At 69.6% G+C, this 14,446-nt stretch carries 16 protein-coding genes; 11 read left to right on the top strand and 5 right to left on the bottom strand.

The features are described 5' to 3' along the window. Positions 1 to 9: 9 nt before the first annotated feature. Complete coding sequence (locus tag C454_RS09260; RefSeq protein WP_004974838.1) at positions 10 to 711, bottom strand: metallophosphoesterase family protein; 702 nt, start codon at positions 709 to 711, stop codon at positions 10 to 12. Between the two features lie 183 nt (positions 712 to 894). Between C454_RS09260 and map the strand changes: the two genes are divergently transcribed. The 3 genes from map (at position 895) to C454_RS09245 (ending at position 3,449) form a co-directional block, all read left to right on the top strand. Continuing rightward, the gene (map, locus tag C454_RS09255; protein WP_004974836.1) at positions 895 to 1,785 is read left to right on the top strand and encodes a type II methionyl aminopeptidase; all 891 of its coding nucleotides are present in this window, start codon (positions 895 to 897) and stop codon (positions 1,783 to 1,785) included. An 86-nt stretch (positions 1,786 to 1,871) separates the two neighbouring features. Next, positions 1,872 to 2,432, top strand: a complete 561-nt coding sequence (locus C454_RS09250) for an HIT family protein (protein ID WP_004974834.1) — start codon at positions 1,872 to 1,874, stop codon at positions 2,430 to 2,432. Between the two features lie 81 nt (positions 2,433 to 2,513). Continuing rightward, the gene (locus C454_RS09245; RefSeq protein ID WP_004974833.1) at positions 2,514 to 3,449 is read left to right on the top strand and encodes a cation diffusion facilitator family transporter; all 936 of its coding nucleotides are present in this window, start codon (positions 2,514 to 2,516) and stop codon (positions 3,447 to 3,449) included. 15 nt (positions 3,450 to 3,464) lie between these two features. Here the strand turns inward: C454_RS09245 and C454_RS09240 are convergent, their stop codons facing one another. Then, positions 3,465 to 4,052: a S26 family signal peptidase gene (locus C454_RS09240; RefSeq protein ID WP_004974830.1), complete on the bottom strand. Its 588-nt coding sequence runs from the start codon at positions 4,050 to 4,052 to the stop codon at positions 3,465 to 3,467. 89 nt (positions 4,053 to 4,141) lie between these two features. Here C454_RS09240 and C454_RS09235 point away from each other — a divergent pair, with 89 nt between their 5' ends. Next, complete coding sequence (locus tag C454_RS09235; protein ID WP_004974828.1) at positions 4,142 to 4,606, top strand: GNAT family N-acetyltransferase; 465 nt, start codon at positions 4,142 to 4,144, stop codon at positions 4,604 to 4,606. Positions 4,607 to 4,688: 82 nt separating this feature from the next. Here the strand turns inward: C454_RS09235 and C454_RS09230 are convergent, their stop codons facing one another. After that, a complete protein-coding gene (locus C454_RS09230) occupies positions 4,689 to 5,978 on the bottom strand; it encodes a tRNA (N(6)-L-threonylcarbamoyladenosine(37)-C(2))-methylthiotransferase (protein WP_004974826.1) in 1,290 nt (429 codons plus the stop codon). Positions 5,979 to 6,229: 251 nt separating this feature from the next. On the opposite strand from C454_RS09230, the gene C454_RS09225 reads away from it, so the two are divergent. The 3 genes from C454_RS09225 (at position 6,230) to C454_RS09215 (ending at position 9,361) form a co-directional block, all read left to right on the top strand. After that, positions 6,230 to 6,631 carry a DUF5518 domain-containing protein gene (locus C454_RS09225; RefSeq protein WP_004974825.1) on the top strand — a complete coding sequence of 134 codons (402 nt, stop codon included), beginning with the start codon at positions 6,230 to 6,232 and terminating at the stop codon, positions 6,629 to 6,631. Positions 6,632 to 6,788: 157 nt separating this feature from the next. Next, the gene (locus tag C454_RS09220) at positions 6,789 to 8,144 is read left to right on the top strand and encodes a PQQ-like beta-propeller repeat protein (protein WP_004974824.1); all 1,356 of its coding nucleotides are present in this window, start codon (positions 6,789 to 6,791) and stop codon (positions 8,142 to 8,144) included. Next, a complete protein-coding gene (locus tag C454_RS09215; protein WP_004974823.1) occupies positions 8,141 to 9,361 on the top strand; it encodes an outer membrane protein assembly factor BamB family protein in 1,221 nt (406 codons plus the stop codon). Before C454_RS09220 ends, C454_RS09215 begins: the two co-directional genes overlap by 4 nt. A gap of 57 nt (positions 9,362 to 9,418) precedes the next feature. On the opposite strand, the gene C454_RS09210 is transcribed toward C454_RS09215, so the two are convergent. Together C454_RS09210 and deoC are read right to left on the bottom strand one after the other, a co-directional pair. Next, positions 9,419 to 10,393, bottom strand: coding sequence for a sodium:calcium antiporter (locus C454_RS09210; protein WP_004974821.1), 975 nt, complete (start codon positions 10,391 to 10,393; stop codon positions 9,419 to 9,421). Positions 10,394 to 10,470: 77 nt separating this feature from the next. Continuing rightward, positions 10,471 to 11,109, bottom strand: a complete 639-nt coding sequence (gene deoC / locus C454_RS09205; RefSeq protein WP_004974819.1) for a deoxyribose-phosphate aldolase — start codon at positions 11,107 to 11,109, stop codon at positions 10,471 to 10,473. 66 nt (positions 11,110 to 11,175) lie between these two features. Here deoC and C454_RS09200 point away from each other — a divergent pair, with 66 nt between their 5' ends. From C454_RS09200 to C454_RS09185, 4 genes are all read left to right on the top strand, one after another. Continuing rightward, positions 11,176 to 11,985 carry a DUF63 family protein gene (locus tag C454_RS09200; RefSeq protein WP_004974818.1) on the top strand — a complete coding sequence of 270 codons (810 nt, stop codon included), beginning with the start codon at positions 11,176 to 11,178 and terminating at the stop codon, positions 11,983 to 11,985. 102 nt (positions 11,986 to 12,087) lie between these two features. Continuing rightward, a complete protein-coding gene (locus tag C454_RS09195) occupies positions 12,088 to 13,002 on the top strand; it encodes a carbohydrate kinase family protein (protein WP_004974817.1) in 915 nt (304 codons plus the stop codon). A gap of 88 nt (positions 13,003 to 13,090) precedes the next feature. After that, positions 13,091 to 13,615, top strand: coding sequence for a hypothetical protein (locus C454_RS09190; protein ID WP_004974816.1), 525 nt, complete (start codon positions 13,091 to 13,093; stop codon positions 13,613 to 13,615). Between the two features lie 95 nt (positions 13,616 to 13,710). Next, positions 13,711 to 14,439 carry a nucleoside phosphorylase gene (locus C454_RS09185; protein WP_004974815.1) on the top strand — a complete coding sequence of 243 codons (729 nt, stop codon included), beginning with the start codon at positions 13,711 to 13,713 and terminating at the stop codon, positions 14,437 to 14,439. Positions 14,440 to 14,446 lie beyond the last annotated feature (7 nt).

Raw genomic sequence — 14,446 nt, 5'->3', positions numbered from 1 at the left:
CGGCGCGGCTCAGACCAGCGCGGGCTGGCGCGGTTCGAGAATCTTCGAGTCCTTGCGGGACTCGTGGGTGACCTCGGACTCGACGGCGACGAGTTCGTCGGCGCGGAGGTCGTAGGCGGTGAGCGCGCCGCCGTAGACCGCGCCCGTGTCGAGCCCCATCGCGTGCTCGAAGACGGCGGGGTGGGCCATGACGGTGTGGCCGAAGAAGACGCGCTCGGGGCCCTCGTAGTGCTCGAACCAGAACGGGCCGTCGTAGCTGTCGCCGGGGTTCATCGCCCGGGTGTTCTCGAGGGCGTCCACGTCGTGTTCGTCGAGCGGCTTTTCGGGGTGGATGCCGCCGTGGACGACGATGGCCCCGTCCCACGTGATAGCGACCGGGAGGTTCGAAATCCACTCGAGGTCGTCGTCGGTCAGCGCGTCTATCTCCTTCGTGCCGCGGATGAGTTTCTCCTCGTTGTTGCCGCGGACGGTCAGGAAGTTGTCGCGCTCGCGGACGTAGTCCACGACGCCCTTGCTGTCCGGCCCCTTCCGCACGAGGTCGCCGACGAAGACGACGAGGTCGTCCTCGGACGGGTCGAGCCGGTCGACGAGGCGTTCGAGCGCCGGCAGACACCCGTGTACGTCGCCGACGACGTACACGTCGTCCCAGTCGTCGATGTCGACTCGAAGGTGTTGCTCGGCGACGTCGGGGTGGAAGGATGGGACACTCATTGGAAACGTTCTCTCCTATTTCAGAACATCCCTGCCTAAGAAAGGGTTGCTAGTTTCGGAATGTTGTGCTATATAGACGTGGGTGCGTTTGTCTCGCACGGTATCCGAGTCGGCTGCGGCGGCCCGCGCTCAGTCGCCGGCCATCCCGCAATCGCTTTCCGGCGCGGCCGCGAAGTCGCGGCCATGAGCATCGGACCCCTCGACGACGAGACGGTCGAGAAGTATCGAGAGGCAGGGGAGGTCCTGCGCACGGTGCTGGACGAGTCGGCCGAGATGGTCGAACCCGGCGTCACCCACCTCGAAGTCGCCGAGTACGCCGAAGGTCGCATCCGCGAACTCGCCGACGGCTGCGCCTTCCCGGTCAACATCAGCGTCAACGAGGAGGCCTCGCACGCCAGCCCCGGCCGCGACGACGACACCGTGTTCGGCGAGGACATGGTCTGTCTCGACGTCGGCGTCCACGTCGACGGCTACATCGCCGACTCCGCCGTGACCGTCGACCTCTCGGGCAACGACGAACTCGTCGAGTCCGCCGAAGAGGCGCTCGACGCCGCCCTCGACATGGTCGAAGCGGGCGCACACACCGGGAAAATCGGCGCGGAAATCGAGGACGTGATTCGCGGCTACGGCTACACGCCCGTCCTCAATCTCTCGGGCCACGGCGTCGAACAGTGGGACGCCCACACCGACCCGACCATCCCGAACCGCGGCGCAGAGCGCGGCGTCGAACTCGAAGTCGGCGACGTGGTCGCCATCGAACCGTTCGCCACCGACGGCTCCGGCAAGGTCACCGAGGGCTCGAAAAACGAGATTTACAGCCTCGTCAACGACCGCTCGGTCCGCGACCGCATGTCGCGCAAACTGCTCGACGAGGTCCGCGAGAAGTACAAACTGCTCCCCTTCGCGGGTCGCTGGTTCGAGGGCGGCCGCTCCGAGATGGCCATCCGCCGGCTCGAACAACAGGGCATCCTGCGCGGCTACCCCGTCCTGAAAGAAGAGGAGGGCGCGCTGGTCGGACAGGCCGAAGACACCATCATCGTCACCGAAGACGGCTACGAGAACCTCACGCGGTAATCGGACGAAGTCGGGGTCCGCATCGAGGTCGACACCGACCGCTCCGAGACCGAAACGGCTTGCACGTCCGGTCCCGTTGGGCCGCCATGGACCAACTGTTCGCCCCGTGGCGCATCGAGTGGGTCGCCCGCGACGACGACCAAGATGCCGACGACCCGGACGACGACCGCTGTCCCTTCTGTGCGCTCCCCGAACGCGACGACGACAGAGAGAGCAAAATCGTCGCTCGCTCCCCGCACTCGTTCGTCCTCCTGAACAACTACCCCTACGCGCCGGGGCACGTCATGGTCATCCCGTACCGCCACACCGGCGAGTTCGCCGCCCTCTCGGACGCGGAACTCCTCGACCACGCGCGGCTCAAATCGAAGACGCTCGCCGCGTTAGACGCCGCCTTCGACCCCGACGGCTGTAACGCGGGCGAGAACCTCGGCGGGTCGGCCGCCGGCGGCTCCATCGACGACCACCTCCACACCCACGTCGTCCCGCGGTGGAGCGGCGACACCAACTTCATGCCGGTCATCTCCGACACGAAAGTGCTCGTGCAGGCCCTCGACGACTCCTACGACCAACTTCGCGAGGCGTTCGCCGGCCTCGACGGCGCGGTCGTCGACGCCGACGACGACGCGGTTCGCTTCGAATTAGACTGACTCTAAAACTCACGTCGAGTGCGTCTAATAGGCCGCTCCGGCCCGAAGCGCATTTGAACCCCACTCCCGAAAGCCACGGTAATGGAGCGAAAGCGGGCCATCCGTCGAGTCGGATTCGTCGTCCTCGTGGCGAACCTGCTTCTCGTCCTCGGGAAGGGCGGCGTGTGGTGGACGACCGGGAGTCTGGCCCTCGGGTCCGAGGCGGTCAACAGCCTCTCGGACGTGGTCTACAGCACCATCATCCTCGGCGGCCTCTACCTGACGACGAAGCCGCCGGACTGGGAACACCCCCACGGCCACGAGCGCATCGAGCCGTTCATCTCGCTTTTCGTCGCGGTCGGCATCTTCGCCGCCGGCGGGGCGATTCTCTGGCAGAGCACGTCCAGCATCCTCGCCGGAACCTACGGCGGGTCCGCGGGGATGCTCGGCGTCGTCGTCCTCGTCGTCGCGGCGGCGGGGAAGTACGTCCTCTACCGCTACTGCTACTCGGTCGGCCGCGAGCAGAACTCGCCCGCGCTCGTCGCCGCTGGCGTCGACAACCGAAACGACATCCTCACCGCGGGCGCGGCGCTCGTCGGCGTGGTCGGCGGCCAGTTCGGCTACCCAATCTTGGACCCGCTGGCCGCCATGGTCGTCTCCATCGGCATCGTCTACACCGGCTACGAAATCGTCCGCGACAACGTGAACTACCTCGTCGGGGCCGCGCCGCCGGAGTATCTCCGGGCGCTCATCGTCCAGACCGCCCTGTCGCACCCCGACGTCTACGGCGCACACGACGTGGTCGCCCACTACGTCGGCCCCGAAATCGACGTGAGCCTCCACATCGAGGTCGAAGGCGACATGACGCTCGCGGAGGCCCACGACATCGAGACGTGGGTCGTCCAGGCGATTCGGAACATCGACGAGGTCGACGACGTGTTCGTCCACATCGACCCGCGAGAGCTCGGCGAGTGGAAGGAAGACGACGAGACGGACCGCTACACCATGTTCTCGCCCGACGGCGGCAACAGTCGCTGACGCGTCGGGGGGTGTTCAGAACAGTTTCTGCGCTTCCAGTCGGAGCGCTCCGAGGTGCGGCACGTGGAACTGGCCTTTCGCCCGCACCCAGTCGGGTCGGACCGGCGAGGCGATACCCTGCGCTTGGTCGTAGTAGTCGTTGTTGTCGCCGCGGGTGACGTAGCCGGCGTGCGGCGCGGGACAGTTCAGAAGCTCCGCACAGGAGTCCGCACCGCTCGCGTAGGACTCGTTGGCCCGGTCGTACCAGTTCTCGCCGTCCTCGACCCAGAAGACGGCGCGGTGGATGATGGGCGTGGGGTGCGACGGCGCGTCGTAGACGACGACGTCGCCCGGCCCGCCGAGCCGCCCGTAGCCCTCGCTCTCGTTGGCCGTGACGACGCCGTAGTCGTCGGCCGCGGGGCCGCCGTAGCGACCCTCCGCGGTCACGACGACGAGGTCGCCGCGTTCGAGGGTCGGTTGCATGCTCCCGCTCTCGATAGCGACCATCGGGGGCCACACGCCGCTCACCGCGAAGAGCACCGCGCCGACCGCGGCGACGATAGCGACCGTCTCCAGCGCGTCTCTCGCGAACGTTCGGGGCTCCGATGGGCTGTCGTCGGACACGGGTGCTGTCACCCCGCGAGTCGCTATCAATCTGTTGATGGGTTCGGCGGAGAGAAACCGTTAGGACCGGGCGGCTCGACGGTCGACTCGTGACCGACGACTACCGTCTCGTCCCCGAGTTCCCCGACCCCGAAACGTACGTCTCTCTCCGCGACGCCGCCGGGATGCCTCCCCGGTCTCTCGCGACCGCCGAGCGCGGCGTTCCGAACACGATTTTCGGCGTGCGCGTCGTCTTCGAGGGAGCGACCGGCGGCGACGACTCGGACGAGCGCGTCGTCGGCATGGGTCGGCTCGTCGGCGACGGCGGCACCGTCTTTCAGGTCGTCGACGTGGCGGTCCACCCCGACCATCAGGGCCGCGGGCTCGGCACCCGCGTGATGGACGCGCTCGTGGACTACCTCGACCGCGAGGCCCCGCCGTCGGCGTTCGTGAACCTCCTGGCCGACGTGGACGGCTACTACGAGCGCTGGGGGTTCGAACCGACCGCGCCGGCGTCGAAAGGGATGTTTCTCCGGGTCGGCGAGGACGGCGTCCGAGGGCGCGACGAGAACTGAGAAACGAGCGAGAACCGGTTCGGGGGGTTCGGGTCGGGTCGGGTCGGTTCAGGGGGTGCTGGTCCGAAGCGAACCCGACCGCTCAGGCGGCGGTGGGTTCGCGCGGCTCGGGCTGTGACTCGACCGGTTCGGCGAAGGCGTAGACGGTCTGGTGGGCGGTCACCTTCACGCGGGCGAAGTCGCCGGGTTCGAGGCCGTGTTCGGTCGCGTTCTGGACGATTATCTGGCGGTAGGCCTCGTCGCGGCACTTCACGGAGTCGCCGGTGCCCTCTTGGACGACGAGCACCTCGCGCTCCGTGCCGACCATCTCGTCGTAGGCGGCGGCGACGATGTCCATCTTCGCCTCGGACATCTCCTTGGAGCGCTCCTTTTTGAGCGTCCCGCCGAGGCCCTTCAGGTCGGCGGCGTCGGTGCCGGGGCGCTTCGAAAAGCGCGTGACGTTGACCTTCTCGGGGCGAATCTCGCGGAGCAGCTCCATCGACCGCTCGTGGTCCTCGTCGGTCTCGGTCGGGTAGCCGACGATGAAGTCGGTCGAGAGCGTCCAGTACGCGAGCTCCCGGTCGAACGTCTCGGCGATTTCCCTGAACTTGTCGACGCGGTGCTGGCGGCGCATGTGTTCGAGCACCTCGTCGGAGCCGGACTGCACCGGCGCGTGGATGAAGTTGTAGAGCTTGTCGTGTTCGGCGAACACCGCGGCGAGTTCCTCGCGGATGCCGTGGACGCCGCCGGGGTTGGCCATGCCGACGCGAACGCGGAACTCGCCGTCGATTTCGGTGCAGATGCGGTCCAGTAGCTCGGGGAGCTTCCGGTCGCCCTTGTCCCAGCCGTAGACGCCGGTGTCCTGTCCCGTGATGCGGAGTTCCTTCGCGCCGGCGTGGACGAGCGCCCGCGCCTTCTCGACGTTTTCGTCGACCGAGGGGGAATCGACCCGACCGGTGGCGAACTTCGTGATGCAGTACGAGCAGTTCGACATACAGCCGCGGGCGATTGGCAGGATGCCGACGACGCCGTCCAAGACGGGTTCGACGCCGGGACCGGGAGTCGGGCACTCGCCGTTGGTGACGGCGGTCGGCACGTCGTCCCAGTGGAGAATCTGGGCGTCGATACCCTCCTCGCGGAAGTCGTTGCCCTGCGCGAGCGCCATACAGCCCGTGATGATGAGGTCCGCCGTCTCCGCCTCCAGCTCTTTGGCCCGACGGAGCATGTTCCGCTCCGTCTTCTCCACGACCGTACAGGTGTTCATGATGGCGACATCGGCCTCCTCGGGCCCGTCGACGCGGTAGTGACCGGCGTCGCGGAGCGCGCTCTCGATGGCGCGGCTCTCGCCGCGGTTCGAGGTGCAGCCGTATGTCTCGATGTGGTATCGGGCCATTCGGTTATCCCACGTACCGGGTCAGCGGGCAAAAACGCCGCGGTCTCCCGCGAGACCGCCGGCGTCCGCGGGCCGTGATAGCGTCCCCCGAGTGCTTCGCCCGCTTGACGTGGACGCCGACGCCGACGAACACGTCGGGCGGAGCGTCGCACCGACCGGACGCTCCGTCGCCGAGGAGTCTCGCGCCGGCCGTATCATCCGCCCGAGGACGAATATAATTCATTACCTCAAGCGTTGTATTTAGATTCGCTATGAAGTTCAACATGCGCGCCATCGCCTACGGGTTCATCGCGACCGTAGTCGTCGGCATCCTCAGCGGCTTCGCGGTCCCCTTCACGAACGTCACCCTCCCCACGGTCGGCTACGTCCTCACGGGCATCATCGGCGGCCTCGTCGCCGGCTACCTCGTCACGACCGGCATGGCCGACGGTGCGCTCAACGGCCTCGTCGGCACGACGCTGGGCGCGATTATCGTCGCCATCGGCCTCGTGATTATGAACGTCCTGTTCGCGGGCGCGTTCTTCGGCCTGACCGTGTTCGCCGCGGCCGTCGTCATCATCGCCCTCGCGGGCATCCCCGGCGCTATCGGCGGTGCGGTCGGCAGCATGCTCCACGACCGCTCGGCCGCCCGCCGCACCAGACCCGCGGCCTGAGCCGACTCGGCCCCGGTTCCTGTTTTTCGCCCGTGTTTCGCCTTCCGCCCGAACCCTCACGCGTCCTCTCACTTCCTTTCGCGCCCTCTCACTTTCGCGCCCTCGCCACCGCTCCCGGCGAAAAGTTACTTGTCACGGTGTTGTGCAGTTGTGGTAGATGCGTTCCCGCAGGATACCGCCCGGTTCGCCCTCCGACCACGACTCGGGCTCGACCGACAGCGACGCTTCGTCCGCCGCTCACAGTCCGTCTTCCGTCGGTTCTCCACGCCGCCGCGACGTACTCCGGCTCCTCGGGTCGGGTGCGGCCGTCGGCCTCGCCGGGTGCCTCGGCGGCGACGAACAGACCGACGACGACTCCGCCGAGGGCGTCCGCTTCGAAAGCGGCTGGCGGACCTACGCCCACGACGACGCCAACACCGCGTTCCTCCGCGAGGGAACCCCCATCTCCGAGCCGACCATCGAGTACGAACCCGATTTCGGGATGGACTCCACCGAGCCCGTCGTCGCCGACGGAGTGGGCTACACGCCCGGCGACCCGATGCGAGCAATCGACCCGGCGGCCGGCGAGGAGTTGTGGGCCGCACAGGGCGAGAGTTGGACCGCTCCCGTCGTCCTCGACGGCGTCGTCTACTCGCTCGGAACGACGGTTCACGGGCCGAACCGACTCGCGCTCTACCACGCCCGTTCGGGTCGGCTGTTCCGAACTATCGAACTCCCGGGCCGTCCGCAGACGCCGCCGGCGTTCTCCAACGACCGCGAGACGCTGTTTCTCGGCCTCGACGACGAGCGCGTCTGCGCGGTCGACATCGACGCCGGAGAGGTCACCTGGACGCGGTCGCTGTTCGGCGCGGTCCGGCGTCCCCTCGCGGTCAACCTCCATTCGCTCTTCGTCGTCACCGAGGGACAGCGGCTCTACTGCCTCGGCACGGACGGGAGCGCCTACTGGCAGGCCCCGACCGAGACGGTCGAGGCCGTCGCGCCGGTCGTCGGCGACGAGCGGGTGTACATCGCGGGCTGGGACCGAATCGCCGCGCTCGAACGGCGGAGCGGCGACGTGGTCTGGGAGGACGACCGCGGCGTCCACAAGCGCCTCGCGTTCGACGGCAAGCGCCTCTACGCCGCCCGCGGGTCGCTCCGGGCGCTCGACAGCGCGACCGGCGAAGAACGGTGGAAGTACGACCCGCGAGAGACCGTCTCCGCCGCGAGCGTCGTCGGCGACACGGTCTACGTCGGCACCGGACACGGTGAACTGGTCGCCCTGAATCGAACCGGCGGCGGCGGCCTCTTCGGCGACCGCGAGCGCTGGTCGATTTCGCTCGGCCGCAACGTCGGCCACTCGCTGGCCGCGACCGACCGCCGGGTGTTCTGTCCGGTCGTCCGCGACGACGGCCTGTTCAGCCTGACCGTCGTCGGCGACGCCGACCCCGACGCGTCGACCGCGGGAACGACCGCTGCTGCAGGGACGAACGCGACCGCGGGGACAGCCGCGGACGCCGGAGGTTCGGGGTCGTGACGGGACCCGGCGCGGACCTTTCCAGACGAACGTTCCTCGGTGCCCTCGGAACCGGCGCGGTCGCCGGTCTCGCGGGCTGTGTCGGCGGCGACGAGGGCTCTACGGGCGACGGTCGCGCCGACTGGCCGCACCCGTACTTCTCGCCGGCGGGGACCGGCTACAACCCCCGCGCGACCGGTCCGGCCTCGAAGCCGAGCGAATCGTGGGGCGTCGAGGTCAACGGTATCGAACTGGCGCGCCCGGTCGTGTTCGGCGAGACGGTCTACCTCGCGACCAGCGAGCGCCTCCGGGCGTTTTCGGTCGGCGACGGAACCGAACTGTGGTCGGTCGAAAGCGACCCCCAGAGCGGCTTTCGCTCGTCGGTGACGGTCGATTCGGAGCGCGTCTACGTCGGCCACGTCGGGACCAGAACCGGCGTGCTCGCGTACACCCACGACGGCGAGGAGGCGTGGCACGCGCCGACCGAGTCGAGCGTCTGGGCACCCGTCGTCCGCCCCGAACCGGACCGCGACCGCCTCTACGCCTCCGACACCGCGGGGAACCTCTACCGCGTCCGCGCCAGCGACGGGACCGTCGAGTGGCGCGAGGAGGTGTTCGGCCCGGTCCGGTCCCTCGCGGCCCGATACGACACCGTCGTCGCGGGCACGGAGGGCGGCGAAGTGTTCTCGTTCCGTGACGAGGGCATCGAGCGCGGCCCGACCGGAGAGTGGCGAACCAAACACCCCGGCGGCGTGCAGTCGCTCGCAGTCGCCCAGTCGGACGACGTGTTCGCCGGCTTCTTCGGCGCAGGCGTCGCGCGGCTCAGAGGCGGCCTCCGCGCCGGTGCCGTAGACTGGCACCGCGAGGAGCCCTCGCCGCACGGTTCGGTCGTCGTCGGCCCCCGGCGCGTCTTTTCGACCGACGGGACCGGCCTCGACGCCTTCGACAAGCGTACCGGCTCCCCCTCATGGGCGGCCGGCGACGACTTCTTCGCCCCGCCCGCCGGTGCCGGCGACACGATATTCGTCTCGGACACGAGCGACGACGGCGGCGTCGTCGCCTACGACGCCGGAGGCGGCGTCGGCCTCGACGACACCCGAATCGGGGCCGAACGCTGGCGATACGAACTCGCGGGCGGCGCGCTGACCGGCCCGACGCCGGCGGGCGACGCGCTGTTCGTACTCGAATCCGGCGGCGACGACGGGTCGCGACGGCTCGTCGCGTTGCGAGCCGAGTGACAAACGCGTGCGAGGGCGGTCGTCCGAGAGAACCGCATCGGGGGACCCCCGCGGCCCTCAGATGAGCCCCAGTATCCACCGGGTGACCTCGGAGGTCGCGAAGAAAGCGCCCTCCAAGCGCGACAGGACCCGCCCCGTCCAGAGCGCGCCGACTATCAGGAGCGTGACCGCGACGAGCCACGCGAACGTCCCGAGCGCCGACCCGCTCACCGCGAGGGGGCTGGCGACCGCCGCGACGCCGACGATGCCCGTGATGTTGAGGATGTTGCTGCCGACGACGTTGCCAACCGAGACCCCGAGACTCCGCTGTCGGAGCGCGACCAGCGAGACGGCGAACTCCGGCGTCGACGTCCCCGCCGCGACGATTGTCCCGCCGATGACCCACTCGGAGACGCCGGCACCGCGGGCCAACTCCGACGCGGCGAGTACCATGTAGTCGCCGCTCACCAACACCAGCCCCAACCCGCCCAAGAGGAACACGGCGTCTCGCCCGGGGAAGTCGATTCGTTCGGTTATCGGGCGGGTCACGCCGCCGTCGCCGAGCGACTGGTCTGTCGCGCCGTCCCCGTCTGACTGGGACCCCCGGAGCAGGTACGCCGTGTAGGCGACGAACGCCCCGACCAAGAGCGCGCCTTCGAGCCTCGTGACCCGGAGGTCGAACAGGACCAGTCCGCCGAGGAGCGTGCTCGCCAGCAGTGCGAGGCCGTCCCGATAGACGAGCGACTCCGCGACCGGAATCACCCGGAGCAGCGAGATGACGCCCAACACGAACGCCAGATTGTAGATGTTCGAGCCGAGGACGTTCGCGACCGCGATGTCGCCCAACCCCTTGTACGCGGCGTCGACCGCGACCGAGAGCTCCGGCGTCGAGGTCCCTATCGCGACGATTGTCAGCCCGATGGTGAGTTCCGAGAGCCCGAACCTCCGAGCCGACCGGACGGCGGCGTCGACCAACAGCCGCGCGCCGACCCAGAGCCCCAGTACTGACACGAAAATGACGCCGATTTGAACGACCGGCCCGCCTCGGAGCATGGTACTGGGTTCTCGGGAGTCGAGTAATCAATGTTGGGCACCGGCGACCGCGCGATGCCGACCGGCCGACGACCGACCTATTCCTCGGGCGCGCCGGCGACGATGTCGACGCCCGACGACGCGCCGATACGCTCCGCGCCGGCTTCGAACATGGCGACCGCCTCGTCGTAGGAGCCGACCCCGCCGGAGGCCTTGACGGGCAGGTACTCGGCCATGAGCGCCACGTCTTCGACCGTCGCACCGCCGTCGGCGAAGCCGGTGGCGGTCTTGACGAAGGCGGCGTCGGCCTCGACGGCGGCCTCGCAGGCGCGGTGCTTCTCTTCCTCGGTGAGGAGCGACGTCTCGATGATGACCTTCACCGGAATCGGGACGGCCGCGACGACCTCGGAGATGTCCTCGGTCACGAGTTCGTCCTCGTCGGCTTTGAGCCGACCGACGTTGATGACCATGTCCAGTTCGTCCGCGCCGGCCTGCCACGCGTCGACGGCCTCCTCGCGCTTGGCGGTCGTCGTGTGCTGGCCGTGGGGGAAGCCGACGACCGTCGCGAGCAACACGTCCGGAGCGTACTCGCTCGCCTCGCCGACGTAGCACGGCGGGATGCAGGCGTTCATCCCCCACTCGTCGGCGTCGTCGAGGACGGCCTCCACGTCGGCCATCGTCGTCTCGGGTCCGAGGACCGTGTGGTCGATTCGGGCGGCGAGGTCGGCTCGGTTCATACCCTGTCGAGGCGACCCGAGGCTAAAGAACGTAAGGCTTTCACGCCGCCCCGCCGCGCCTCCTGCATGGCCATCCTTCCCGAGGGGTTCGCGCTCCCGCCGCTTCCCTACCTCGTCGCCCTCGTCGCGGGACTCGTCGGCGTCGGCGTCGGACTGAGCCGCACGCGCCCGACGGTCACGCCCGCCCACGTCGCCGCACTCGTCCCGTGGATGGTGTCGGGGTCGGCGCTGCACGTCCTCTACGTCATCGACGCGCTCCCGCCCGCGGTCGAACCGCTCGCCGGCACGCCCTCCGTCTACCTCTCCGTGGCCGTCGCCGCCGGCGCGACGTGGCTCGCGCTCGACGCGGCCGACCTCGCCTCCCCGACGGCGCTCGCGGTTCCCGGACTGCTCGTCGCCGCCGGACTCGCGGGCTTCGCGCTCTTTATCGGACTGGCCGCCGGGACGCTCTCAATCGTCTGGCCCGGCGTCGCCCTCGTCGCCGCGCTCGCGGTCACGCCGCTGACGTGGCGCGTCGTGACGCGAATCGACACCGACGCGGCCGCCGCGGGGTCGCTCGGCCTGCTCGCCATCTTCGGGCACGCCCTCGACGCGCTGTCGACCGCCGTCGGCATCGACGTGCTCGGCTTCGGCGAGCGGACGCCGCTGTCGCGCATCATCCTCGAAGCCGCCGCTGCGCTCCCGACCGCCGAGGTCATCGGCGTCGGCTGGCTGTTCGTCCTCGTGAAACTCGTCGTGGCCGGCTTCGTGGTCGCCCTGCTCGCCGACTACGTCCGCGAGGACCCGACGGAGGGGTCGCTCCTCTTGGGTCTCGTCGCCGCCGTCGGCCTCGGCCCCGGCGTCCACAACCTCCTGTTGTTCGCCATCGCCGGCTGAGGCCGCGATTCTGCTCGGACACGCCCACACTCCATTTTCTCGGCACCGTAGTCGCCCGACCCGGGAGAGTTATCCCACCGGCGAACCGACCTACGCGGACGCATGTCCCGTGTCATCTGCGCCGGCCACGTGAACTGGGACGTCACCCTCCGCGTGGACGCGCTGCCGGAGCCCGACGGCGAGGCGACCGTCGAGTCGCGGGTCGGCGCGGGCGGCGGGAGCGCCGCCAACGTCGCCAGCGGCCTCGTCGGCCTCGACGTGCCCGCCGCGCTCCTCGGGAGCGTCGGCGACGACGAACACGGCCACGCCGCCGTCGCCGAACTCGCCTCGAAGGGCGTCGACTGCCGCCACGTCGTCAGCGTCGACCGCGGCCCGACCACGGTCAAGTACATCGTCGTCGACGCCGCGGGCGAGGTGTTCGTCCTCGGCTCCCCCGGCGTCAACGAGGCGTTCGAGGCGACCGACCTCCCGGCCGCCCCGCTCGCGGCGGCCGACCACCTCCACCTGACGAGCCAGTCGCCCGACACGGCCGCGACGCTCGCCAGACGGGCCCACGAGGTGGATACGACGGTCAGCTTCGACCCCGGCCGGCGCGTCGGCGACCGGGGCTACGCCGACGCCCTCCGCGAGGTTGACTACGTCTTTCTCAACGACCGCGAGGCCGCAACCGCGCTCGGCGAGGCGGTCGAGCGCGGCCGAAGCGCCGGCTCGGAGCCCGCGTCCGAGGTCGGCGAGGCGCTCGCGCGGACGACGCTCGTCCTCAAACACGGCCCGCGCGGCGCGGAAGTCAGAGACGGCGACGACCGACACGTTCACCCCGGCTACCCCGTCGACGCGGTGGACACGACCGGCGCGGGCGACGCCTTCGCCTCGGGCTTCATCGCCGCTCGCCTCGACGGGGCCGCCTACGAGCGGGCGCTGGCGGTCGCCAACGCCTGCGGCGCGCTCACCGCGGCCGAGCCGGGCGCGCGGACGCAACTCAGTTGGCGACGGCTGGACGACCTCGTCGAGGGCTGAACCGGCCGCGCGACCGTTTCGACGCCGCCCGAACCCGGGCCGACCCCGACCCGACAAATTTTATCCCCACCAGTCATTCGTCGGGACGATGTTAGACCAGCTCCCGGTCGCCGTCGCCGCCCTCGACGCCGCGTCGAGCCTCGGTGCGGTCGCCGGGCGACTGCTCCTCGGCGCGGTCGTCGGGGTCGCGGCCGCGGTCGTGATGGCCATCCCGATGTGGCGACAGGACGAGGGCTTCACCCCCGCCTACGTCGCCGCGTCGGTCGTCCGACGGACGACGCCCGACGAGGTGAGCTTCGGCGACGCCAACGTCGTCCACCACGCCGCCGGCGCGCTCGCCGGCGTCCTCTACGCGTTCGTCTACCTCGCGACCGACGCCGTCGCGCCGGACCTCGGGGTCGCCGGCGTCGACCTCCCGTCGCACCTCGTCGCGACCGCGGTCGTCGTGGCGTTCATCTACGTCGCGTTCGCCCGCCTCGTCCTCCCGCGCGCCGGCCGGCGCATCTACGAGGAGCGCGCGACGGCGGTCCGCGGGCAGTGGCTCCGCTCTTCGCTCGTCTTCGGCGCGACGCTGCTGGTCCTCGCGCCGGCGCTTTTCACCGGGTTCGCGTGACGGCGACCCGGTCGGTTGGCTGGTCGTTCCAGCCGACCGCACCCGCCCCCGGTCGAACCGCGTCGTTTTTGCCCGCGACCCGAGTGGGTCGGAACATGGCGAAACAGCCCCATCTCCTCGTCGAAGAAGGCGACGTGAACGACATCGCGCTCATCCCGGGCGACCCCGGGCGCGTCGACCGCATCGCGAAGCAGTGTGACAACGTCGAGGAAGTCGCGCAGAACCGCGAGTACAAGGTCGTCAACGCCGAGTACGAGGGCGTCCCGCTCACCATCTCCTCGACCGGTATCGGCTGCCCGTCGGCCGCCATCGCCATCGAGGAACTCTCCCGCGTCGGCGTGGAGACGTTCATCCGCGTCGGCACCATCGGCGCGCTCCAGGCGGACATCGAAGTCGGCGACATGATCGTCGCCACGGGCGCGGCCAAGGAGGAGGGAACCTCGAAGCGCTATGAGTCCGAGGTCTACCCGGCCGTCCCCGACTACGACGTGCTCACGTCGCTCGTCGACTCGGCGGAGGCCAACGACGAGGACGTGCACGTCGGCCCCATCGTCTCCGACGACGCGTTCTACAACGAGTCCGACGAGTACGTCGACGACTGGAACGACGCCGGCCTGCTCGCCATCGAGATGGAGGCCGCGACGGTGTTCTCGCTCGCCCGCCGGAAGGGTCTCCGCGCCGGCGCTATCTGTACCGTCGACGGCAACCTCGTCGCCGGCACCCAGAAGGGAGCCGACTCGGACGAGGAACTCCCCGAGAAGGCGAAGAACAACGTCGAGCGCGCCATCTCCATCACGCTCGACGCCGTCACCGACCTCGCGTAACCGAGCC

Source organism: Haloferax gibbonsii ATCC 33959 (assembly GCF_000336775.1).
Classification (GTDB): Archaea; Halobacteriota; Halobacteria; order Halobacteriales; family Haloferacaceae; genus Haloferax; species Haloferax gibbonsii.
The sequence above is the reverse complement of the archived record's forward strand: the minus strand, read 5'-3'. Positions and strand labels throughout refer to the sequence as shown.

Coding starts and splice junctions, on each gene's coding strand:
- C454_RS09260 (WP_004974838.1), bottom strand. CDS start 711: ATGAGTGTCCCATCCTTCCACCCCGACGTCGCCGAGCAACACCTTCGA.
- map (WP_004974836.1), top strand. CDS start 895: ATGAGCATCGGACCCCTCGACGACGAGACGGTCGAGAAGTATCGAGAG.
- C454_RS09250 (WP_004974834.1), top strand. CDS start 1,872: ATGGACCAACTGTTCGCCCCGTGGCGCATCGAGTGGGTCGCCCGCGAC.
- C454_RS09245 (WP_004974833.1), top strand. CDS start 2,514: ATGGAGCGAAAGCGGGCCATCCGTCGAGTCGGATTCGTCGTCCTCGTG.
- C454_RS09230 (WP_004974826.1), bottom strand. CDS start 5,978: ATGGCCCGATACCACATCGAGACATACGGCTGCACCTCGAACCGCGGC.
- C454_RS09225 (WP_004974825.1), top strand. CDS start 6,230: ATGAAGTTCAACATGCGCGCCATCGCCTACGGGTTCATCGCGACCGTA.
- C454_RS09220 (WP_004974824.1), top strand. CDS start 6,789: ATGCGTTCCCGCAGGATACCGCCCGGTTCGCCCTCCGACCACGACTCG.
- C454_RS09210 (WP_004974821.1), bottom strand. CDS start 10,393: ATGCTCCGAGGCGGGCCGGTCGTTCAAATCGGCGTCATTTTCGTGTCA.
- deoC (WP_004974819.1), bottom strand. CDS start 11,109: ATGAACCGAGCCGACCTCGCCGCCCGAATCGACCACACGGTCCTCGGA.
- C454_RS09200 (WP_004974818.1), top strand. CDS start 11,176: ATGGCCATCCTTCCCGAGGGGTTCGCGCTCCCGCCGCTTCCCTACCTC.
- C454_RS09195 (WP_004974817.1), top strand. CDS start 12,088: ATGTCCCGTGTCATCTGCGCCGGCCACGTGAACTGGGACGTCACCCTC.
- C454_RS09190 (WP_004974816.1), top strand. CDS start 13,091: ATGTTAGACCAGCTCCCGGTCGCCGTCGCCGCCCTCGACGCCGCGTCG.
- C454_RS09185 (WP_004974815.1), top strand. CDS start 13,711: ATGGCGAAACAGCCCCATCTCCTCGTCGAAGAAGGCGACGTGAACGAC.